At 66.7% G+C, this 20,408-nt stretch carries 19 protein-coding genes; 12 read left to right on the top strand and 7 right to left on the bottom strand.

The window, feature by feature from the left end:
- Positions 1–75 precede the first annotated feature (75 nt).
- From ADE01S_RS18800 to ADE01S_RS18770, 7 genes are read left to right on the top strand one after another with little or no spacing between them, the layout of a single operon-like run.
- Positions 76–1,635, top strand: coding sequence for a benzoate-CoA ligase family protein (locus tag ADE01S_RS18800; protein ID WP_062683252.1), 1,560 nt, complete (start codon positions 76–78; stop codon positions 1,633–1,635).
- Positions 1,632–2,474 (top strand): alpha/beta fold hydrolase, encoded by an 843-nt coding sequence (locus tag ADE01S_RS18795; protein ID WP_062683251.1) that lies wholly within the window; start codon positions 1,632–1,634, stop codon positions 2,472–2,474. Before ADE01S_RS18800 ends, ADE01S_RS18795 begins: the two co-directional genes overlap by 4 nt.
- A gap of 18 nt (positions 2,475–2,492) precedes the next feature.
- On the top strand, positions 2,493–3,653 hold the full coding sequence (locus tag ADE01S_RS18790) for an ABC transporter substrate-binding protein (protein WP_062683250.1): 1,161 nt from the start codon (positions 2,493–2,495) through the stop codon (positions 3,651–3,653).
- 25 nt (positions 3,654–3,678) lie between these two features.
- Complete coding sequence (locus ADE01S_RS18785) at positions 3,679–4,560, top strand: branched-chain amino acid ABC transporter permease (protein WP_062683249.1); 882 nt, start codon at positions 3,679–3,681, stop codon at positions 4,558–4,560.
- A 2-nt stretch (positions 4,561–4,562) separates the two neighbouring features.
- Positions 4,563–5,606, top strand: a complete 1,044-nt coding sequence (locus ADE01S_RS18780; protein ID WP_062683248.1) for a branched-chain amino acid ABC transporter permease — start codon at positions 4,563–4,565, stop codon at positions 5,604–5,606.
- The gene (locus ADE01S_RS18775; protein WP_062683247.1) at positions 5,599–6,363 is read left to right on the top strand and encodes an ABC transporter ATP-binding protein; all 765 of its coding nucleotides are present in this window, start codon (positions 5,599–5,601) and stop codon (positions 6,361–6,363) included. The genes ADE01S_RS18780 and ADE01S_RS18775 overlap by 8 nt, the downstream gene beginning before the upstream one ends.
- Positions 6,360–7,070, top strand: a complete 711-nt coding sequence (locus tag ADE01S_RS18770; RefSeq protein WP_062683246.1) for an ABC transporter ATP-binding protein — start codon at positions 6,360–6,362, stop codon at positions 7,068–7,070. The genes ADE01S_RS18775 and ADE01S_RS18770 overlap by 4 nt, the downstream gene beginning before the upstream one ends.
- 54 nt (positions 7,071–7,124) lie before the next feature.
- Here ADE01S_RS18770 and ADE01S_RS18765 read toward each other — a convergent pair whose 3' ends face one another.
- The 5 genes from ADE01S_RS18765 to ADE01S_RS18745 are packed head-to-tail and all read right to left on the bottom strand — an operon-like array spanning position 7,125 to position 12,621.
- Positions 7,125–8,225 carry an ABC transporter ATP-binding protein gene (locus tag ADE01S_RS18765; RefSeq protein WP_062683245.1) on the bottom strand — a complete coding sequence of 367 codons (1,101 nt, stop codon included), beginning with the start codon at positions 8,223–8,225 and terminating at the stop codon, positions 7,125–7,127.
- Positions 8,222–9,025 carry an ABC transporter permease gene (locus tag ADE01S_RS18760; protein WP_062683244.1) on the bottom strand — a complete coding sequence of 268 codons (804 nt, stop codon included), beginning with the start codon at positions 9,023–9,025 and terminating at the stop codon, positions 8,222–8,224. The genes ADE01S_RS18765 and ADE01S_RS18760 overlap by 4 nt, the downstream gene beginning before the upstream one ends.
- Positions 9,022–9,849 carry an ABC transporter permease gene (locus tag ADE01S_RS18755; RefSeq protein WP_062683243.1) on the bottom strand — a complete coding sequence of 276 codons (828 nt, stop codon included), beginning with the start codon at positions 9,847–9,849 and terminating at the stop codon, positions 9,022–9,024. The genes ADE01S_RS18760 and ADE01S_RS18755 overlap by 4 nt, the downstream gene beginning before the upstream one ends.
- A 3-nt stretch (positions 9,850–9,852) precedes the next feature.
- The gene (locus ADE01S_RS18750) at positions 9,853–11,490 is read right to left on the bottom strand and encodes an amidohydrolase (protein ID WP_062683242.1); all 1,638 of its coding nucleotides are present in this window, start codon (positions 11,488–11,490) and stop codon (positions 9,853–9,855) included.
- Between the two features lie 9 nt (positions 11,491–11,499).
- Positions 11,500–12,621, bottom strand: a complete 1,122-nt coding sequence (locus tag ADE01S_RS18745; protein WP_075873422.1) for an ABC transporter substrate-binding protein — start codon at positions 12,619–12,621, stop codon at positions 11,500–11,502.
- Between the two features lie 99 nt (positions 12,622–12,720).
- On the opposite strand from ADE01S_RS18745, the gene ADE01S_RS18740 reads away from it, so the two are divergent.
- The gene (locus ADE01S_RS18740; protein WP_062683240.1) at positions 12,721–13,677 is read left to right on the top strand and encodes a LysR family transcriptional regulator; all 957 of its coding nucleotides are present in this window, start codon (positions 12,721–12,723) and stop codon (positions 13,675–13,677) included.
- 13 nt (positions 13,678–13,690) lie between these two features.
- Here ADE01S_RS18740 and ADE01S_RS18735 read toward each other — a convergent pair whose 3' ends face one another.
- Positions 13,691–15,250, bottom strand: coding sequence for an acetolactate synthase large subunit (locus ADE01S_RS18735; RefSeq protein WP_062683239.1), 1,560 nt, complete (start codon positions 15,248–15,250; stop codon positions 13,691–13,693).
- 171 nt (positions 15,251–15,421) lie between these two features.
- Positions 15,422–16,021, bottom strand: a complete 600-nt coding sequence (locus ADE01S_RS18730; RefSeq protein WP_062683238.1) for a TetR/AcrR family transcriptional regulator — start codon at positions 16,019–16,021, stop codon at positions 15,422–15,424.
- 184 nt (positions 16,022–16,205) lie between these two features.
- On the opposite strand from ADE01S_RS18730, the gene ADE01S_RS18725 reads away from it, so the two are divergent.
- The 4 genes from ADE01S_RS18725 to ADE01S_RS18710 are packed head-to-tail and all read left to right on the top strand — an operon-like array spanning position 16,206 to position 20,404.
- Entirely contained in the window at positions 16,206–17,777 is a 1,572-nt protein-coding gene (locus ADE01S_RS18725; RefSeq protein ID WP_062683237.1) for an AMP-binding protein, read from the top strand.
- Between the two features lie 48 nt (positions 17,778–17,825).
- On the top strand, positions 17,826–18,806 hold the full coding sequence (locus ADE01S_RS18720) for a Bug family tripartite tricarboxylate transporter substrate binding protein (protein ID WP_062683236.1): 981 nt from the start codon (positions 17,826–17,828) through the stop codon (positions 18,804–18,806).
- 14 nt (positions 18,807–18,820) lie between these two features.
- On the top strand, positions 18,821–19,990 hold the full coding sequence (locus ADE01S_RS18715) for a thiolase family protein (RefSeq protein ID WP_062683235.1): 1,170 nt from the start codon (positions 18,821–18,823) through the stop codon (positions 19,988–19,990).
- Between the two features lie 3 nt (positions 19,991–19,993).
- Positions 19,994–20,404, top strand: a complete 411-nt coding sequence (locus ADE01S_RS18710; protein ID WP_062683234.1) for a Zn-ribbon domain-containing OB-fold protein — start codon at positions 19,994–19,996, stop codon at positions 20,402–20,404.
- Positions 20,405–20,408: the final 4 nt, after the last annotated feature.

The raw sequence follows: 20,408 nt of genomic DNA, 5'->3' as shown, positions 1-20,408 counted from the left end.
CCGATCCGCCCGGCGCCGCGCTTCCCATAAGAACACAGACGCGGCATCCGCCCCCCAGGACATCAGGAGACAACCGTGAACACCTGTCCCGCCGAACTCAACTTCGCCAGCCACCTGGCGGCGCTCAATGCCCCGCGCGCCGCCAAGCCCGCCTACATCGACGACACCCGCGAACTCACCTACGGGGAGCTGGCGCACCGCGTGGCCCGGCTGGGCGGGGCCCTGCGCGATCTCGGGCTGCGGCGCGAAGAGCGCATCCTGCTGCTGATGCAGGACACCGCCGACTGGCCCGTGGTGTTCCTGGGCGCGCTGCACGCCGGCGTGGTTCCGGTGGCCGTCAACACGCTGCTGACCGCGGACGATTACGCCTACATCATCGGGCACAGCCGGGTGCGCGCGGTGTTCACCTCGGGCGCCCTGTTGCCCACGGTGCAGGCGGCGCTGCGGCAGGCCGGCGCCGAAGTGGAACACTTGATCGTATCCCAGCCCGCCGGCCCGCTGCCGGCCGGCGCGCATGAATTCGAGGCGCTGCTGGCCCGCGCGCCGCTGGCGCCGGCTGCGCGCACGCTGTCCGACGAGATCGCCTTCTGGCTGTATTCGTCCGGCTCCACCGGCAAGCCCAAGGGCGTGGTCCACACCCACGGCAACCTGTGGCACACGGCCGAACTCTATGCCAAGCCCGTGCTCGGCATCCGCGAGGACGACGTGGTGTTCTCGGCCGCCAAGCTCTTCTTCGCCTACGGCCTGGGCAATGGCCTGACCTTTCCGCTGTCGGTCGGCGCCACCGTGATCCTGATGAGCGAACGCCCCACGCCGCAAGCCGTGTTCCAGCGGCTGACCCGGCACCGGCCCACGGTGTTCTATGGCGTGCCCACGCTCTACGCCAGCATGCTGGCCTCGCCCGCCCTGCCGCCGCGCGACCAGATCGCGCTGCGCGTCTGCACCTCGGCCGGCGAAGCCCTGCCCCGCGATATCGGCGAACGCTTCATGCGCCATTTCGGCTGCGACATCCTGGACGGCATCGGCTCCACCGAAATGCTGCACATCTTCATTTCCAACCAGGCCGGGCAACTGCGCTACGGCACGACCGGCAAGCCGGTGCCCGGATACGAAGTGCAGCTGCGCGACGACAACGGCGCGCCCGTGCCCCCCGGCGCCATCGGCGACCTCTACATCAAGGGCCCCAGCGCGGCCCTGATGTACTGGAACAACCGCGACAAGACGCGCCAGTGCTTCCTGGGCGACTGGCTCAAGAGCGGCGACAAATACACCTGCGACGCCGACGGCTACTACACCTACGCCGGCCGCAGCGACGACATGATCAAGGTCAGCGGCCAGTACGTCTCGCCCGTGGAGGTCGAGAACATCCTGGTGCAGCACGAGGCCGTGCTGGAAGCCGCGGTGATCGGCGTGCCCGACCATGACGGGCTCGTGAAGACCAAGGCCTACGTGGTGCTGCGCCCCGGCTTCGAACCCGATGCAAGCACCGGATCCGCCCTGCAGGCCTACGTGAAGCAGCACCTGGCGCCGTTCAAGTATCCCCGCCAGATCGATTTCACCGACGAGCTGCCCAAGACCGCCACCGGAAAGATCCAGCGTTTCCGCCTGCGGCAGCTGGAAGAGGCAGCGCTATGAACGGCCCCGTCGCGGGCGGGAGCGTCTTCGCCGAGATCCACGCGCTGGGGCGCGACATGCGCCTGGAATGCCAGTGGATCGGCTCCGCTGGCCCGCAAGCCCCGCTGCTCGTGTTCCTGCACGAAGGGCTGGGATCGGTCTCCATGTGGAAAGACTGGCCGCGGCAGGTCTGCGAGGCGGCCGGCTGCCGCGGGCTCGTGTATTCGCGCTACGGCTATGGCCGCTCGACCCCGCGTCCGGCGCAAGAGAAATGGCCGGTGGACTTCATGCACGCCCAGGCGCGCGAGGTGTTGCCGGCCCTCCTGCTCGCGCTGGGCGTGGACGCGCGCCGCGACAAGCCGGTGCTCTTCGGCCACAGCGACGGCGGCTCGATCGCCCTGCTCTACGCGGCGATGCATCCGGACGCCGTCGCCGGCATCGTGGTCGCGGCCCCGCACATCCTGATCGAGGAAAAGACGCTGGCCAGCATCGAACAGGCGCGGCAGGCCTATCTGGAAACGGACCTGCGCGCCCGCCTCGGCCGCCATCACGCGGACGCGGATTCGGCCTTCTGGGGCTGGAACGACGTCTGGCTCGCTCCCGCTTTCCGCGCCTGGAGCATCGAGGAATACCTGCCCCGGATCGCCTGCCCCGTGCTGGCCATCCAGGGGGTGGACGACGAATACGGCACGCTCGCCCAGATACGCGGCATCCGCCGCCTCGCGCCCCAGACCGAACTGCTCGAACTCCCCGGCTGCGGACATACGCCGCACCGGGACCAGTCCGCCCGCGTCATCCAGGCCGTCGCCGGTTTCGTCGGCGGACCGGACCACCCCCGCCGACCCCGCGTCGGCCCATAACAAGCACGGAGACTCACCATGAACCACGCCCTGACCCGGACCGCGTTCGCCGCGGCCCTGATGCTCGCCGCCGGCGCCGCGCAGGCGGCCGACAAGATCAAGGTCGGCTTCATGCTGCCCTACAGCGGCACCTATGCCGCGCTTGGCAATGCCATCGAGAACGGCTTCAAGCTGTACGTCGCCGAACAGGGCGGCAAGCTGGGCGGGCGCGAAATCGAATACTTCAAGGTGGACGACGAGTCCAACCCGGCCAAGGCGGCCGAGAACGCCAACCGGCTCATCAAGCGCGACCAGGTGGACGTGCTGATCGGCACCGTGCATTCGGGCGTGGCGATGGCCCTGGCCAAGGCGGCCAAGGACGCCGACACCACGCTGATCGTCACGAACGCGGGCGCCAATGCCATCACCGGCCCGCTGTGCAGCCCCGGCATTTTCCGCACCTCGTTCACCAACTGGCAGCCCGCCTATGCCATGGCGCCGGTCGCGCGCGCCAAGGGCCACAAGACGGCCGTCACCATCACCTGGAAATACGCGGCGGGCGACGAGGCCATCGGCGGTTTCAAGGAAGGCTTCGAGAAGGCCGGCGGCAAGGTCGTGAAGGAACTGAGCCTGCCCTTCCCCAACGTCGAATTCCAGCCGCTCCTGACCGAGATCGCCGCGCTCAAGCCCGACATGGTGTTCACGTTCTTCGCGGGCGGCGGCGCCGTGAAATTCGTGCAGGACTACCATGCCGCGGGCCTGGACAAGCGCATCCCGCTGTATGGCTCGGGCTTCCTCACCGACGGCACCCTGCAGGCGCAGGGCGAGTCCGCCCAGGGCCTGCTCACCACCCTGCATTACGCCGACGGCCTGAACACGCCGCGCGACAACGCCTTTCGCGCCGACTACGCCAAGGCCTACAAGGCCCAGCCCGACGTCTACGCGGTGCAGGGCTACGACGCCGCGCAGCTGATGCAATCGGGCCTGGCCGCCGTCAAGGGCGACTTCGCCAAGAAGGACGATTTCCGCAAGGCCATGCGCGGCGCCACCGTGGACAGCCCGCGGGGCCCGTTCACCCTGTCGGCCGCCGGCAATCCGGTGCAGGACATCTACCTGCGCCGCGTCGACGGGCTGGAGAACAAGGTCGTGGAGGTCGCGGTGCAGAAGCTCGCCGACCCCGCCCGCGGCTGCAAGCTCTGATCCGCGTCCGCCACAGGGAGGCACCATGGACATCGGCATCCTGCTCATCCAGAGCCTGAACGCATTCCAGTACGGCTTGCTGCTGTTCCTGGTGGCCAGCGGACTGACGCTGATCTTCGGCATCATGGGCATCATCAATCTCGCCCACGGCAGTTTCTACATGATAGGCGCGTACATGGCCTTCGCGCTGGGGCCGGCCGTGGACCGCTGGCTGGGCGGCGGCTTCCTGGCCACGCTGGGGGTGTGCGTGCTGGCCGCCGCCGCGCTGGGCTATCTGCTGGAGGCCGCGTTCTTCAGCTACCTGTACCGGCGCAACCACCTGCAGCAGGTGCTGATGACCTACGGCCTGATCCTGGTGTTCGAAGAGCTGCGCAGCATCCTGGTGGGCAACGACGTGCACGGCGTGCCGCTGCCCTCCTGGCTGCAGGGCAGCGTCTCCCTGGGCGGCGTCATGACATACCCGGTGTACCGGCTGTTCATCTCGGCGGTCGGCATCGCGGTGGCGCTGCTGCTGTACTGGGTCATCGCGCGCACGCGCCTGGGCATGATGCTGCGGGCCGGTTCCAGCAACCGCGAAATGACCGCCTCCCTCGGCATCGACGTGAACCGGCTCTATCGCCTGGTGTTCGCGGCGGGCGTGGCGCTGGCCGCGCTCGCCGGCAGCATCGCCGCTCCGGTTTCGTCCGTCTATCCGGGCATGGGCAACGGCGTGCTCATCATCTGCTTCGTGGTCGTCGTCATCGGCGGCATCGGCTCGGTGCGCGGCGCCTTCCTGGCCGCGATGCTGGTCGGCGTGGTCGAGACTTTCGGACAGGTGCTGTTTCCTGCCGCGGCGGGCGTGCTGGTGTACCTGCTGATGGCCTTCATTCTTCTTTGCAAGCCCGAAGGGCTGTTCAAGCAGGGCTGAACATGCTGAACCGACTACTCCCCGCCGTAGCGCTGCTGGCCCTGGCCGCCTTTGCCTGGAGCGGCAGCGATTACTACACCGGCCTGGCGATCAAGGTCATGATCTACGCGATCTTCGCATTGAGCCTGCAATTGCTGGTGGGCGGCGCGGGGCTGGTCAGCCTGGGCCACGCCGCCTTCTTCGGCATCGGCGCCTATTCCGCGGCGCTGCTGTCGCCCGAATCCGGGCCGGGCAACCTGTGGCTGCTGCTGCCGGCCGCGGCGCTCGCGGCAGCGGCCTATGCCGCCCTGACGGGCGCGCTGGCGCTGCGCACGCGCGGCGTGTACTTCATCATGGTGACGCTGGCCTTCTCGCAGATGGCCTACTACGTGTTCCACGACACCAAGATCGGCGGCGGCAGCGACGGCATCTACCTGTATTTCCGGCCGGAGCCGTCCCTGGGCGGCTGGATGCCCTTCGATCTCTCCGACGCCCGCAGTTTCTACTTCTTCGTGCTGGCCTGCCTGACCGCGACCTGGGCCTTCCTGGCGCTGCTGCGGCGCTCGGCGTTCGGCGCCGCGCTGGCCGGGATACGCATCAACGAACAGCGCATGCGCGCGGCCGGCTACTCGACCTATCCCTACAAGCTCGCCGCCTACGTGGTCGGCGCTGCGCTGGCCAGCCTGGCCGGCTTCCTGTTCGCCCTGAAAGACGGATTCGTCACGCCCGAACTGCTGGCCTGGGAACAGTCCGGCCTGGTACTGCTGATGGTGATCCTGGGCGGCATGGGCAGCCTGGGCGGCGCGGTGCTGGGCACCATGGCGCTGGTGCTGCTGCAGGAGCTGTTCCAGTCCGAGGCGCTTTTCGGCGACTACGCGCGCCACTGGCACCTGCCTTTGGGCCTCGCCATCATCGCCCTGGTGGCCCTGCTGCCCAATGGGCTGGCCGGCCTGCCCGCGCAACTGCGCCAGCGCCGCGGCGCCCCCGCCCCGAAGCCGGACGCGGCCGCGCCCCACCGCAAGCCCGCCCCCGCGCGCCTGCCCATCCAGGGAGAGCCCCATGTCTGACGTCCTGCTTGCCGCCAGCGCGGTGACGCGCCGCTTCGGCGGCCTGACGGCGGTGAACGGCGTATCGCTGGGCCTGCGACGCGGCCAGGTCCACGCCGTCATCGGCACCAATGGCGCGGGCAAGTCCACGCTGATCAACGTCCTGTCGGGTGAATTGGCGCCCAGCAGCGGGCAGGTCATGCTGGGCGGGCGCGACGTCACGGCCTGGCGACAGCCCGAACGGGCGCGCGCCGGCCTGGGCCGCAGCTACCAGCGCTCCACCATCTTCCCGGAACTGAGCGTGTTCGAGAACTGCCGGCTGGCCGCGCAGGCGCGGCGCCAGCGGTTCTGGAGCTGGTGGCGGCCCGCCTCGGACTGCCGCCGCAGCGCCGAACTGGCCGATCACGCGCTGGACCGCGCCGGGCTGGCGGAAGACGCCGGGCGCGACGCCGGGCTGCTGCCGCATGGCCGCAAGCGCCAGCTGGAGATCGCCATGTGCCTGGCGGGCGAACCCGAGGTGCTGCTGCTGGACGAACCGCTAGCCGGCATGGGCCCTGAGGAAACCGACCGCATCCTGGCCCTGCTGCAGACACTGAAGTCCGGCCACGCCATCCTGCTGGTCGAACACGACATGGACGCCGTCTTCCGCGTCGCGGAGACCATTACCGTCATGGTCAACGGCAGCGCCATCGCCAGCGGCACGCCGCCTGAGATCCGCGCCAACCCCGAAGTGCGGACCGCCTACCTGGGCGAGGACGCGGATGGAGCATGCCGATGAACACGCTGATCGAAGCCGGCGGCCTGCATGTGTACTACGGCGCCAGCCACGTGCTGCGCGGCGTGGACATGCATATCGCCCCCGGCGAATCCGTGGGCCTGGTGGGCCGCAACGGCATGGGCAAGACCACCTTGATACGCAGCCTGGTCGGGCAGGTGAAATGCGCGCAGGGCAGCGTGCGCGTCGACGGCCGCGACTGCACCCGCGCGCGGCCGCATGCGATCGCCCGCCTGGGCGTGGCCTACGTGCCCGAGGGGCGCGGCATCTTCCCCAATCTGAACGTGCGCGAGAATCTGCAGGTTGCGGCCCGCCCGGGCAGGCTCGGCCGCAAGGACTGGACCTATGCCCGGGTGTTGGACACGTTCCCGCGGCTGCGGGAACGCCTGGGCCATGGGGGACAGCAACTCTCCGGCGGGGAACAGCAGATGCTGGCCATCGGCCGCGCCCTGATGACCAATCCGGAACTGCTGATCCTGGACGAAGCCACCGAGGGCCTGGCGCCGCTGATCGTGGCCGAAATCTGGAAGATCATCCGCCAGATCCGCGCCAGCGGCATGTCCACCCTCATCGTGGACCGCAACTACCGGGCCGTCCTGGAACACACCGATCGCTGCCTGGTCATGGAGAAAGGCCTGATCGTGCGCGACGGCGACAGCGCCGCGCTGGCCCGAGAACCCGATCAACTGACGCGCCACCTGGGCGTTTAGCCCAGGGTGGGCGTTTAGCCCAGGGTGGGCGTTTAGCCCAGGGTGGCCCGCGTCTCAGCCCCCCGCGGCCTCCAGCACGCTGACGGCATCGCCGTCCAATGCGACGGACACCTCGGCGCCCTGGCGCAGGTTCGCCTCGTGCCCTGCGCCCGCCACGCATTCCAGGTACAACGGCGTGCCGCGAGGCGTGCGCAGCAGGTAATTCAGCAGGTTGCCCCCATAACCGACGGCCTCGACCCTGGCCAGCAGGCCCTCCTGCCCCGCCGGCGCCAGGCGTATTTTGTGCGGCCGCACCACCAGGCTCACGGTATCCCCCGCGGCGCAGGCCCGCGCCGGCTTGGGAATCCGGATGACGCCGCCTTCATAGTCCACCGCGACCTCGTCACTCCCGGAGGCGCGCACCGTGCCTTGCAGCACGTTGCTGCGGCCCAGGAACTCGGCCACGAACAGGCTTGCCGGCCGTTCGTAGAGCTCCGAAGGCGAACCGATCTGCGCGATGCGGCCTTGGTTGAAGATGACGATGCGGTCGGACATCGAGAGCGCTTCTTCCTGGTCATGCGTGACGTACAGGAACGAGGCGCCGGATTCCTTGTTCAGCTTGCGGAGTTCCCATTGCAGATCGGCGCGCAGTTTCTTGTCCAGCGCCGACAGCGGTTCGTCCAGCAAGAGCGCGTCGGGCCGGTAGACCAGCGCGCGCGCCAGCGCGACGCGCTGCTGCTGCCCGCCGGAGAGCTGCCGCGGATAACGTCCCGCGTAGGCGCCCAGCTGCACCTGTTCCAAGGCCGCCCGCGCGCGCGTGCGCGCCTCGCTGCCGGAAACCCCGCGTATGGAAAGTGGAAACTTGACGTTCTGTTCCACGGTCATGTGAGGAAACAGCGCATACCCCTGGAACACCATGCCGAACCCGCGGTCTTCGGGCGGTCGGCGGGTGATGGGCTCGCCCCGGTGGAAAATCTCGCCGGCGGTCGGCGTGACGAAGCCGGCGATCGACATCAAGGTGGTGGTCTTGCCCGACCCCGACGGACCCAGCAGCGTCAGGAACTCACCCGGCGCCAGCGAAAAGTCAATGCCGTCCAGCGCCGCCGCCGAACCGAACAGCTTGCGCAACCCCTGCACGCGCAAGAGCGGCGCAGCCAAAGACAGAGCTGAATTCATGCAGTCTCCCGCTTTCCTTTCCGGTGCGCGAGCAGGCGCTCGACGCACAGGCAAATGAAGGTGATCAAGATCATCAGGGTGGCCACGGCCGCAATCGTGGGATCCACGTTTTCGTTGATGCCGTCCCACATCGCCCGCGGCAGCAGGTAGACGTTGCGCGTGGTGATGAACAGCAGCACGACCAGTTCGTCCCAGGAGACGATGAAGGCGAAAATGGCGCCCGACACGATGCCCGGGCGTATGCCCGGCAAGGTAATGCGCGCCAGCACCTGCAAGGGCCGCGCGCCCATCGAACGCGCGGCCTGCTCCAGCCGGGGATCGAAATTGGCCAGCGCGGATCCCACCGACACGAAGACGAACGGCGTCGCCGCGACCACGTGGGCGAGCACCACCCCCGTATAGGTGTCCAGCAGCCCCAGGTCGATGTACAGGCGGTAGTACGCCAGCGCACCCACGATGGTCGGAACGATGAGAGGCAGCAAGGCCAGCATGCGTACCAGGCCTCCGAGCCGCGCGCCCATCTTCCAGGCGCCGATGGCCGCGGCGCAGCCCAGGCCGGTCGCGGCCAGCGTGGAGACCGCCGACACCGCGATGCTCTGCACCAGGCTCTCGCGCCAGACCGGGCTCTCGACCAGTTGCCGGTAGTGCTGCAGCGACCAGGATTCCGCGGGAAACGACAGATAGCTGCGGTCGGTGAACGACACGGGGATCACCACGAGCGCCGGCAGGAACAGATAGGCCAGCACCAGCACCGCGCCGACGGCCGCGGCCGCGAACCATTTGGATGGACGTATGTTCATGGCGCACCGAACAGGGAAGGAACGCGCACGCAGCGCGACATCAGCACCAGGCTCAGGACCACCGCGGCAAGCAAAGCGCTGGCGAACGCCGTGGATATTCCCCAATTCATGGTTTCGCTGATGCCGAACTCGATGTACTGGGCCACCATCACGGTCTTGCCGCCGCCCAGCAGGGCCGGCGTGATGAAGAATCCGAGGCAGAAAATGAAGACGAGCACCGCCGCCGCCAATACGCCCGGCAGGGAGAGCGGCAGGTACACGCGCAGAAACGTGCGCACCGGCCCCGCTCCCAACGCGCGCGACGCCGCCATCAGGGAGCGATCGATGCCCAGCATATTGGTCAGCATCGGCAGCACCGCGTATGGAATCATGTAGTGCACCATGCCGATCAGCACGCCGGTTTCATTGCGCAGGAGCGTCAGCGGCCGGTCGACCATGCCCAATGCCATGAGCGTCGCGTTGACCACGCCTTCCCTGGACAACAGCAATACCCAGGCAAACGCCCGGACCAGCACCGACAGCCAAAACGGCACCAGCAGGCATATCGTCATCCAGCTGCGCACGTGCGCGGGCACGTTGGCCATGACGTAGGCCACGACATAGCCCAGCACCAGGGCGATCAGGGTCGTCCAGATGCATATCCGGGCGGTGGTCGCCATGATCTTGAGATAGAGCGGCTGCGTGAACAAGGCCACGTAATTGCCGACGCCGGGCACCGGCTCCGTGAAGCTGATCGCCAGGATGCGCAACACGGGCAGCAGGAACAGGCCACCGACCAGCAACACCACGGGCAAGACCAGCGCGACGGGAAGCGAACGTTGCATGACTCAACCCTCCTCGGGAAGTTCGTCCGTCCACGACGCGAGCGGCGAGCGGAAGGCGACGCGCCCGCCGACCAGCGTGGCGCGCACCTCCGTGGCGCGGATCGCATCGGCGGGGATTTCGTACAGATTCCGGTCCAGCACGATCAGGTCGGCCAGCTTGCCCGGCGCCAGCGTGCCCTTGGATCCCCCCTGGCGCTCGGCGACGGCGGGGTTGACGGTATAGCAACGCATGGCTTCGTCCACCGAGATCGCTTGCGAGGGGCCGATGGCGGCGCCCGAGGCCGTCTTGCGCGTCACCATGGACCACATGCCGAGAAACGGATTGCGGTCGCAGACCGGGGCGTCCGAATGCCCGCATACCAGCACGCCGCGGTCCAGCATGTCGCGATGGGGCCACAGCCAGGCCCGATCGGACTCGGGGCGATTGCGCAGATAGGCATCGCCCAGGTTGTAGGCGAAGCCGGCCGCGGAAGAGTCGATCACGCCCAGCCGCGCCATGCGTTGCTGGATGGAAGGCGGCGCGCAACAGCAATGCTCGATGCGCGGCGGGATCGCGCCGGGGTGGGCGGCCAGGGCCTGCTCGAACGCATCGAGCGCGAAATCGATGCCGCGATCGCCATTGCCGGTCGCCGCCGCCTGCAAGCCCGCGCCCATGACCCGGCCCACCTTGAAAGCCAGTTCCTCGGCCGAGAAATTCACGTCGCCGAATTCGGGAGGCCCGGCCGCGGCGCCCGCCTGCGGCGCATAGGGTTGGTAGTACGCCGCGGTGCGGCCGCTGGTGCTTCCGTCCGATCCGTACTCGACGCCGAGCAGATGCAGGTATTCGTCGCCGTCGCCGAACCTCGCGCCGGAGCGCAGGACGTCGTCGACCAGCGCTTCGTCGCGTCCGTTGAGCATCATGCCCACGCGCACCGGCAAGGCGGCTTCCGCATGCAGGCGCCGATAGGCCTGCATCGCCAGGCCGCTGGTCAGGGCGTTGTGCACGCTCGTAATGCCCAGCCTGGCCATCTCGCCGAAGATCGCCGGGTACCCGCTCAGATAGTCCTCGATCCGGTCGCCCGCCGCGATATGCGTGGTGAACGCGAACACGCCTCGGCCGCGCGCCATGCCCGCCGGTTCGTTCAGGCAATTCTCGGGAACCGAGCGCGCCAGGCCGCCCGCCTTCAATGCGGCGAACGCGGCCAGGCTGCCCAGCCCGACCTGAGCGTCGCGCCGCAGCAGGAACACCGCGCGTCCGGGCGCGGCGGCATCCAGCGCCGAGCGCAAGGGATAGCCGCCGATGTCATTTTCGTCCAGGCGGAAACCCAGGTACCAGGCGTGGGCGGGCGCCTTTCGATGAAACGCCGCGATGCGTTCAAGCAGAACGGCCAGGGACTCGATTCCCGAGAGATCGTCCCAGCGCCCGGCCTTCACCGCCTGGCCGTCCGGATGGCAGTGGCTGTCGTTGATTCCCGGCATGGCGAACGCGCCCGCCAGGCCGATCCTGGCGGTGGCGGGCCCGGCCAGCGCCAGGCAATCCGCGTCCGTCCCCGCGCCGACCACCCGGCCGCCGCGTATCGCCAGCGCCTGCACCACGCCCAGGGACGCGTCCAGCGTGGCGATGCGGCCGCCATGCAACACCATATCCGCGTAAGTGCTCATGCTGCCCGCTCAACCGGTGATGACTTTGACGTACTCGTTGTAGATGCGATCCTGATTCTCGCCGTGCCAGGTCGCGTCGGCCACGATCTGCTGCCGGAAGTTCTCGTCGTCCGTCGGATTGTCCTTGCGCAGTTCGGGCGGCACCAGCGCGCTGGCCGCGGGGTTGGCAGGGCCGTTGCCCATGAGCCGCAGCAATTCGATCTGGCTCTCGGGCGATTGGGTCGAGGCGATGAAGTCGAACACCTTGCGTCCCGCGGGATTGCCCTTGGGCACCAGCCAGCCCGCCGGAATCAGGATGCCCTGGTTCCAGGTGAAGTCGATGCTGGAACCCGGCTCACGGCGCATCACGGCCGCGCGCGTGTGCCACACCAGGCCCATGGTGGCCTCGCCCTGCCGCAGCAGCTGCTGGCTCTCCGCGCCCGTCTTCCAGAAAATGGCGTTTTCCTTGATCGCGGCGATCTTGTCCAGGGCCCGCTTCTCGTCGATGGGATAGATCTTGCTCGCGTCCGCCGGCACGCCGTCGGCCATCAGCGCGGCTTCGAGCGACGCCAGCACGCGGTCCGGCAGGATGCGAGTGCCGGGGAAATCCTTGGTGTTCCAGAAGTCGGCCCAGGTGCGCGGCATCCGGTCGCCAAAGGCCTTCTTGTCGTAAGTGAGCACGAAGCTGTAGATGAAGTGCGAAACGCCGTACTCGCTGCTGAAGCCGGGGCGGACCTTGTTGCGGTCCACGATCGCGTAGTCGATCGGCTCCAGGTAGCCGCGCTTGCCCAACGAATGCGCCGCCGCGAGGTTGGCATCGCAGACGTCCCACACCACATTCCTGGACTCCACCATCGTGCGGATCTTGCCGAAGGAAGGCCCGGTCCCGTCGAATTCCACTTTGGTGCCGGTTGCCTTTTCAAAGGGCTTTCCCCATACGGTCGGCTGGTGCTTGATGGCGTCTCCGCCCCAATTGCAGACCACGACCTTCCCGCCTTTTGCATGCGCGCGCCGCAACGGCAGCATCGCCGATACGCCCGCTGCGCCCAACAGCGCCAGGAGCTGCCGCCGGCGCGCGGAGGACAGCGTGGGATCACTCAGCGCAAGGCGCGCCGCATCGGTCAGGCAGGGATCTTGCGTAGGCATCTTCATCTGCAGGCTCCGGAAGGGATCGAAGGAGCACGCATGATGACGACGGGGTTTCTTTCATGCAATATATGACTTTTGCACCTATCCGGACTTCCCCTAGGCATGAGTCCACGCTCGCATCTCGGCCTGAGCAAATCCCACGAATTGCGCGAACCCAGCTTCGCGCAGCTAGGCGTGTTCAATGCGATCATGATTTCGGGCTCAGTGTCGCGCGCGGCCAAGCTCCTGGGCATGACCCAGTCGGCCGCCAGCAAGATGCTGCGGCAACTGGAGGACGACACCGGCCTGGCGCTGTTCGAGCGCACCCATCAGCGCCTGGTCCCGACTCCGCAGGCGCTGCAGCTGCACGAAAGCGTCGAGCATCTCTACGGCTCGTATGGCGTCGTCCAGCGGCTGATAGGCAGCCTCGCCAATCCCGACCATGGCAGCGTGACCGTCGCGGCCATTCCCACGCAGGCCGCGACGTTTCTTCCCGAAGCCGTGAAGCGGCTGCGCGAAAAGCATCCCGGCATCACCGTCACGCTGGAAATACTGGCCAACCAGCCTATCGTCGAGCGCGTGCTGAACGGGCAGGCGGATTTCGGCCTGGTGCATGACATCACCGCGTCGCCCGATACCCACAATGAAGACCTCGGTCCTCAGCATCTGGTCTGCGTCGCGGCGCGCGGCCACCGCTTTACCGGCCTGGAGCAGGTCACCGCCCAGGACCTCAAGTCCGAGACCTTCCTGTCCTATGGGCCGCAGACGAACTTCGGAAGCTTCCTGGAAATCGCCTTCTCCGAGGCCGCGCTGCATATGCCGGTATCGGTGGAAGTCACGTCGTCCGCGGCGCTGCTGGCGCTGATACGCGCGGGCGTCGGCGTAGGCCTGGTGGAACCGGCCGCCATCGCGCCCTTCCCCCTGGATCACTTCGTGATCAGGCCCTTTCGTCCCAGCCTGCTCATCCATTCGCGCATCATGCGCTCGCGCATACGGCCGCTGACGCGCCACGCCGAATTGCTGCTGGAAGAGTATCGCGCCATCGTCACCGCGCCCCAGCCCGATTACTTCCTGGGCTGAAGCGCGGAGCCGTTCAGATCACCGCTTCGATCAGGAAGGGGCCGCGGCGCTTGAGGCCTTCTTGCAGCGCGCGCGCGAAGGCCTCGATCGTGTCCACGCTGACCGCTTCCACGCCCATGCCCCGCGCCAGGTGCGTCCACTCCAGGTGCGGCTCCTGCAGGTCCAGCATGCGGCGGGCATTGCGGCCCGGCTCCTGCACACCGACGTTTTTCATTTCGCCGTGCAGCGTGGCGTAGGAGCGGTTGGCCAGGATCACCGTCAGGCAGTCGAGGTTCTCGCGAGCCTGCGTCCACAGCGCCTGCAGCGTGTACATGCCGCTGCCGTCGGCCTGCAGCGTGACCACCTTGCGGTCCGGGCAGGCCACCGCGGCGCCGGTCGCCAGCGGCAGGCCGATGCCGATGGCGCCGCCGGTCAGCATCAACCAGTCGTGCGGCGCGCTGCTGACGCTGTAGAGGGGGAACTCCCGGCCCTGGGTGATGGACTCGTCGCAGACGATGGCCTGCTCCGGCAGCATGTGCGCCACCAGAACGTTCACGGCCGCGCCGGTGAGCTTGCCGGATTGCGGCACTTCGTAGCTGGCGGCGGGCGCGGTCAGGCGCGGCGCGTCGGCCGCGATGCCGAGTTCGTCGGCCAGCCATTCCAGCGCCTGCGCCAGGTCCTGCTCGGCCGTGGCCAGCACGACTTGATTGCAGTCGGGGGGAGCCAGCAGGCTGGGCTTGCCGGGGTAGGCGAAGAAGCCGACGGGCGACTTCGCGCCCACCAGCACCAGATGCCGCACGTCCTTCAGCTTGGCCACGGCCAGGTCGATCGGATACGGCAGGCGGTCGACCGGCGTGCGGGAGCCGCCGCGCTCGATGCGGCGGTTCGAGGTTTCCGACACCAGGCGCGCGCCGGTGGCGCGCGCGATGCGGCCGGCGGCGTTCAGGGCGCGCTCGCGCAGCGCCGCGCCGCCCAGCATCAGGGTCACGACCTCGCCCGAGCGGATCGCGGCGGCCGCGGCGCGCACGGCGTCCGCCGACGCGCGGGTCAAGGCCTCGCGCGGCGCCAGCACCGGCTGCGCCGCGCTCTCGGGCAGCTCGGTCCAGGCCGTGTCGGCGGGCAGGATCAGCGTGGCGATGTTGCCCGGCGACTGGCGCGCCACGCCGACGGCCTCGGCCGCATCGGCCGACAGGGCCGCGGCCGTCATCGTGCGCTTGACCCAATGCGACATCGGGCGGGCCACGCCTTCGACGTCGCTCGTGAGAGGCGCGTCGTACTGGACGTGATAGGTGGCGTGGTCACCCACGATGTTGACCATGGGCGTGCGCGCGCGCTTGGCGTTGTGCAGGTTGGCCAGGCCATTGCCCAGGCCCGGCCCCAGGTGCAGCAAGGTGGCGGCCGGCTTGTCGGCCATGCGCGCATAGCCGTCGGCCGCGCCCGTCACCACGCCTTCGAACAGACCCAGCACGCAACGCATCCGGGGTTTGCGATCCAGTGCCGCGACAAAGTGCATTTCCGAGGTGCCCGGATTCGCAAAGCAAACGTCCACATCGTTGGCAAGCAAGGTGTCGCAAAGGCTGTCTGCGCCGTTCATCGTTTTTCCCTAGTCGTTATCAATGGCTTGCGGCGCGCCGTCGCGGCCGCGTGAGGGACATCATAGGGAGCCGGAGCGGAGCGGGGTAGAACCATTTCAGCTTGCGCGCATGGAACCATTCCGAATCCCGCAACAGGTTCTTCCGCCAAGCGGAATTAGCGCCGCGTCTCGTCAGCGTCGAGGCCGCGCAGGCGGCGCGCCTGCCTGCGGCTTGACCAGGAGGCCATTGAGCACGATTTCGTAGAACTCGGTGAAGGCGGCGCCAATCGAAAGGCCGGTTTCCTCCAGGAATCGCTGATTCCTCAAGCGGTGAGCCGCTCCGAGGATCGCTTCCGAGATCACCCTCGGATTGTGCGGCACGAGCAGCCCCTGGCGCACGCCATCGTCGATCATGTCTTCCAGGCCGCGCACCCGCGCCAACTGATAGGCGTCGAAAACCGCGCGGCCGCTCTCCGTCGAATCGAGATCCGTCAACGCCGCCTTGCTCAAGCCCGATGCGTTCAAGGTTGCGCGCAGATACGTGGCAATCGCCTTGGCGCCGTCGGCTTCGCCGCGCGCCGCGGCAAATCCCTTTTTCAGATTCGCGTCCAGCACCTGCCGGCAAATATTGACGAAGAGTTCTTCTTTGGTGGCGGCAATTTCGTATATGCGCCTGCGCGAACATTGCATGCGTTGCGCAATGTCGGCAATCGTCAGGGAAGACACACCTTCGACGATCAGCAACGCCGTCAGTTCCTTGAGGAAAACTTCTTCGGTACGCCGCTTGGCCATGTATCGCCGCTTGCCTTTGAATGTGAAAAAGAGGATTGGGAAAGACGGGAATTCTACGACGCCTAGGTAAAACACCTAGGGCTGAAAACCATCATTTCGGTACCAATTATATTGACACAGTACCGCTTGTCATCTCAAATCGGTACCAGAAAACAATATTCAGTACCGAACAGATGGAGACAGAATGCGGCCCTCCCCGACCTCCCTGTATGAAGGCGCCACCGTCGCGTCCTTGTACCTCTCTGCATTCAAGGCGTTTCCCGAGACGCCAGCCATCGTCTCCAACGAGAAAACGGTCACCTATTCACAGCTGGAAGCACAGTGCTACCGCATTGCGCGCCTCCTGCGCGCCAAGGGCCTGAAAAGACAGGATGCCGTCGCCTTTCTCGTCGGAAACCGAACCGAAGCCATCATCGCCATCATCGCCGCGCAATTCATCGGCTTGAAATCGGTATCGCTGCATCCGATGGCCTCGGAGGAAGACCACGCCTTCGTGCTGCAGGATGCGCAGGTGAAGGCCCTGGTGGTGGACAACGGCAAGTACGCGCAGCGCGCCCTGGCCATTGAGGCGCGCGGCATCGTTCCGCTGATCCTGCCTCTTGACGGCGACACTCGCGGCGCCGGCCTTTTCGACGAAGCGGCGACGATGGATGGCGGCGATCTCGCCCTGGACGCCCGCCCCGGCGATATCACCAAGCTGTCCTACACCGGTGGCACGACCGGCCGATCCAAGGGGATCCTGCATTCCCATCGCACCGCGGTCACCATGGTGCTCCAGATGCTGGCCGCGTATGAATGGCCCGAACGCATCAGGTATCTCGTGACCACGCCTATCTCGCATGCGGCGGGCGGTTTGATTCTGCCTGTCTTCATCCGGGGCGGCACGGTGTACCTGAGCGAGAAATTCACGCCTGCCGACTTTCTCGAACGAGTGCGGCGGCATCGCATCAACTTCACCTTCCTTGTGCCGACCCAGATCTACGGCCTGCTGGATCATCCCGGGTTGGCCAACGGCGACTGCTCCAGCCTTGAACTGGCGCTCTATGGCGCGGCCCCCATCGCGCCCTCCAGGCTGCTGGAAGCGCTGCGCAGGATCGGACCGGTTTTTGGCCAACTGTATGGGCAGGCCGAAGCACCCATGACCATCTGCTACCTCCGCAAGCAGGACCACGACCCCGCGCGTCCCGGGTTGCTGGGCTCCTGCGGCAAGCCCGTGACCGGCAATCAGGTCAAGCTGCTCGACCAGGACCTGCGGGAAGTGCCGCTAGGCGAAATCGGTGAACTGTGCGTGCGCGGCCCGCTCGTCATGGACGGCTACCTGAACCGGCCGGAGGAGGATGAAAAGGTCTTCGCCGGAGATTGGCTGCACACCGGCGACATGGCCCGCATGGACGGGGACGGTTATCTGTACATCGTCGACCGAGTGAAGGACATGATCATTACGGGCGGCTTCAACGTCTACCCCAGCGAAGTCGAGAACTGCCTGGCGCTGCATCCCGGTATCGCGATGTCCGCCGTCATTGGCGTGCCCGACGAGAAATGGGGCGAAGCCGTTACCGCGATCGTGGTGCTCAAGCCCGGCGCGAATGCCGACGAGACCGAGATCATCCAATACGTCACGCAAAAAAAAGGCGTGGTGAATGCGCCCAAAACCGTGGTGTTCGAAAGCCAGCTTCCCCTCACCGCGTTGGGAAAGATCGACCGCAAGACCCTCAGAAGAAAGTACTGGGCCGACCAGGGACGCCAAGTCAGCTGACCTACATCCCGTCCACGGGCAGGCCTTCAGGCAACCAAGGAGACAACGATGCGCATCAGACACTGCCTTTTCAAAGCATGCCTTTTGACTCTCGGCATGGCTAGCGTGAATCTTCATGCACAGGAGACCTACCCGAACCGGCCCATCAAGTTCGTCATTCCCTTCGCACCGGGAGGCGTCACCGACCTGACGGGCCGCACCTTCGCGAAGTACGTGTCCGAAGCGCTGAAGCAACCGCTCATCACGGAAAACAAACCCGGCGCGGGCGCGCTCATCGGCGCGAACTACGTGGCGCGCGCCCCTTCCGACGGCTATACGATGCTGCTCGGAACGAATGTCACCCACGCGATCAACCCGCAATTGATGGCGTCCACGCCCTATGACCCGATCAAGGACTTCCAGCCCGTGGCGATGTTCGGGCTCAATGGCAACGTGCTGGTCGTCAATGCCTCATTTCCCGCGAACGACTTCGATGCGTTCATCAAATACGTCAAGCAGAAGCCCGGCGACATCAACTACGCCTCGGGCAGCGTTGGCAGCTCCGCCCACCTGGCCGCGGAGTTGCTGAAGCAGGAAGTCAAGGGCCTGGATTACATGCACGTGCCCTACAACGGCCCCTCCGAAGCCATGTCGGCCTTGATCGGCGGCCACGTGGACTTCATGTTCGCCAACATCGGGGCGGCGATCACCCAGATCAAGTCCGGAAAGATCAAGGCCATCGCGGTCACCACAGCCAAACGCGAGGCGCAGTTGCCGGACGTGCCCACCATCGCCGAGTCGGGCGTGCCCGGATTCGAGGTCGTGGGCTGGATGGCTGCCTTCCTGCCGAAAGGCGCGCCGCCCGAAGTCACCGCACGCCTGAACCAAGTCATCAATGACGCACAGGCCAATCCGGAGTTGCGCAAGACGCTGGATGCGGCCGCGCTCATTCCGGTGGTGGCAACGCCCGACGACACGACGAAATTCGTGCAGGACGAATATGCGAAATGGGGCCGCGTCATTCGCGACGGCAACATCCCAAAACTGTGACCTCCGGACAGCTTATGACACTCAATGGCAAAGCCTACATAGCGGGCGCATACGAGCATCCGACCCGATATGCGCCCGACAAGTCCGTCACCCAGCTGCATGCCGAGTGCGCGCTGGGCGCCCTGCGCGATGCGGGGCTGAACCTCAAGGACGTAGACGGCTACTTCTGCGCGGGCGACGCGCCGGGCGGCAATCCCCTATCCATGGCGGAGTACCTGAACCTGGACCTGAAGTGGGTAGACGGCACCGAGCTGGGCGGATGCTCGTACATGGTACATGTGCGCCACGCTGCGCTCGCCATCGCGCAAGGTAAATGCTCGGTCGCCTTGATCACGCTGGCGGGCAAGCCCAAGAGCAGCGGCATGGCGACGGGAACCGCGCCGCGCGAGCTGGGGCCGGAACGGCCCGAAACGCCCTGGGACAGGCCCTATCGCTCCACCATCACCGGCATATACGGGATGCTCTCCCAACGCCACATGCATGAGCACGGCACGACCTCCGCACAGCTCGCCGCCGTCAAGGTGGCCGCGGCGCATCATGCGCAATACAACGAGTTTGCGGCGTTGCGCAAGCCGGTCACCGTCGAGGACGTGCTGGCGTCGCCCATTATTGCCAGTCCGTTGCACCGCCTGGATTGCTGCGTCATCACGGACGGCGGCGGCGCGCTGGTACTGACGAGTCCGGAGATCGCCCGGAGCCTGTCACGGCCTCTCGTCAGGCTGATCGGGGCCGGCGAGAGCATCAAGACCAGCCGGGGCGGCTACATCGAGCCCACCGCCTCGGGCGCCGTCACCAGCGGCAGGCTGGCGTTCGCCGAAGCAGGCATCGCGCCCGGCGACGTCAAGTACGCCTCGCTCTACGACAACTTCACCATCATGGTGTTGATGCAGCTGGAAGACCTGGGATTCTGCAAGAAGGGGCAGGCCGGCCCCTACGTAGCCGAAGGCAATTTGATCTCCGGCCGGGGCCAACTGCCTTTCAACACGGACGGCGGGGGGCTGTGCAACAACCATCCCTCAAATCGGGGGGGCATGACGAAAGTGATCGAAGCCGTGCGCCAACTCCGTGGCGAAGCGCATCCCGCCGTACAAGTCCCCGGCTGCGATCTCGCGCTGGCTTCCGGGCCCGGTTTGGTCATGGGAGTCGCCCATGCCCATTCCACTCTGATTTTCGAACGGGAGTAACGCGTGAACCGGCAAAGCGAGCTTTCCACCTACCTGAACGATCCCTATGCCCGGGCCTACCCGGAAACCGCTCCGTTCTGGGCCGCCGCGGAACGGGGGCAATTGCTTCTGAGAACCTGCAATCAATGCAACCGCGCCCATTGGTATCCGCGCGTCGTATGCCCGCTATGCGCCAGTGACGACACGGACTGGAAGCCTGCAAGCGGCCTAGGCAGTCTCTATGCGTTCAGCATCATCGAACGCGCCGATCCGCCCTACGCACTAGCCTATGTCGAACTGGACGAGGGTCCGATCATCTTGAGCAATCTCGTCGACTGCGATATTCGCGCCGCGAAGATCGGACAGCGGGTATCCGCCGTATTCCGCCAAACGCCGGATGGCCGATACGCGCCCTTTTTTACACGCCTTGCGTAGGCCG

The sequence above is a fragment of the Achromobacter denitrificans NBRC 15125 genome (genome assembly GCF_001571365.1).
Lineage (GTDB): Bacteria > Pseudomonadota > Gammaproteobacteria > Burkholderiales > Burkholderiaceae_B > Achromobacter > Achromobacter denitrificans.
This window is presented reverse-complemented; position numbering and strand designations above follow the sequence as displayed.

What these genes read in the sequence shown, in the direction of transcription:
- ADE01S_RS18795 (WP_062683251.1), top strand. Translation starts at nt 1,632, where the DNA reads ATGAACGGCCCCGTCGCGGGCGGGAGCGTCTTCGCCGAGATCCACGCG.
- ADE01S_RS18735 (WP_062683239.1), bottom strand. Translation starts at nt 15,250, where the DNA reads ATGAACGGCGCAGACAGCCTTTGCGACACCTTGCTTGCCAACGATGTG.
- ADE01S_RS18745 (WP_075873422.1), bottom strand. Translation starts at nt 12,621, where the DNA reads ATGAAGATGCCTACGCAAGATCCCTGCCTGACCGATGCGGCGCGCCTT.
- ADE01S_RS18750 (WP_062683242.1), bottom strand. Translation starts at nt 11,490, where the DNA reads ATGAGCACTTACGCGGATATGGTGTTGCATGGCGGCCGCATCGCCACG.
- ADE01S_RS18740 (WP_062683240.1), top strand. Translation starts at nt 12,721, where the DNA reads ATGAGTCCACGCTCGCATCTCGGCCTGAGCAAATCCCACGAATTGCGC.
- ADE01S_RS18730 (WP_062683238.1), bottom strand. Translation starts at nt 16,021, where the DNA reads ATGGCCAAGCGGCGTACCGAAGAAGTTTTCCTCAAGGAACTGACGGCG.
- ADE01S_RS18715 (WP_062683235.1), top strand. Translation starts at nt 18,821, where the DNA reads ATGACACTCAATGGCAAAGCCTACATAGCGGGCGCATACGAGCATCCG.
- ADE01S_RS18725 (WP_062683237.1), top strand. Translation starts at nt 16,206, where the DNA reads ATGCGGCCCTCCCCGACCTCCCTGTATGAAGGCGCCACCGTCGCGTCC.
- ADE01S_RS18760 (WP_062683244.1), bottom strand. Translation starts at nt 9,025, where the DNA reads ATGAACATACGTCCATCCAAATGGTTCGCGGCCGCGGCCGTCGGCGCG.
- ADE01S_RS18775 (WP_062683247.1), top strand. Translation starts at nt 5,599, where the DNA reads ATGTCTGACGTCCTGCTTGCCGCCAGCGCGGTGACGCGCCGCTTCGGC.
- ADE01S_RS18790 (WP_062683250.1), top strand. Translation starts at nt 2,493, where the DNA reads ATGAACCACGCCCTGACCCGGACCGCGTTCGCCGCGGCCCTGATGCTC.
- ADE01S_RS18720 (WP_062683236.1), top strand. Translation starts at nt 17,826, where the DNA reads ATGCGCATCAGACACTGCCTTTTCAAAGCATGCCTTTTGACTCTCGGC.
- ADE01S_RS18785 (WP_062683249.1), top strand. Translation starts at nt 3,679, where the DNA reads ATGGACATCGGCATCCTGCTCATCCAGAGCCTGAACGCATTCCAGTAC.
- ADE01S_RS18780 (WP_062683248.1), top strand. Translation starts at nt 4,563, where the DNA reads ATGCTGAACCGACTACTCCCCGCCGTAGCGCTGCTGGCCCTGGCCGCC.
- ADE01S_RS18765 (WP_062683245.1), bottom strand. Translation starts at nt 8,225, where the DNA reads ATGAATTCAGCTCTGTCTTTGGCTGCGCCGCTCTTGCGCGTGCAGGGG.
- ADE01S_RS18770 (WP_062683246.1), top strand. Translation starts at nt 6,360, where the DNA reads ATGAACACGCTGATCGAAGCCGGCGGCCTGCATGTGTACTACGGCGCC.
- ADE01S_RS18755 (WP_062683243.1), bottom strand. Translation starts at nt 9,849, where the DNA reads ATGCAACGTTCGCTTCCCGTCGCGCTGGTCTTGCCCGTGGTGTTGCTG.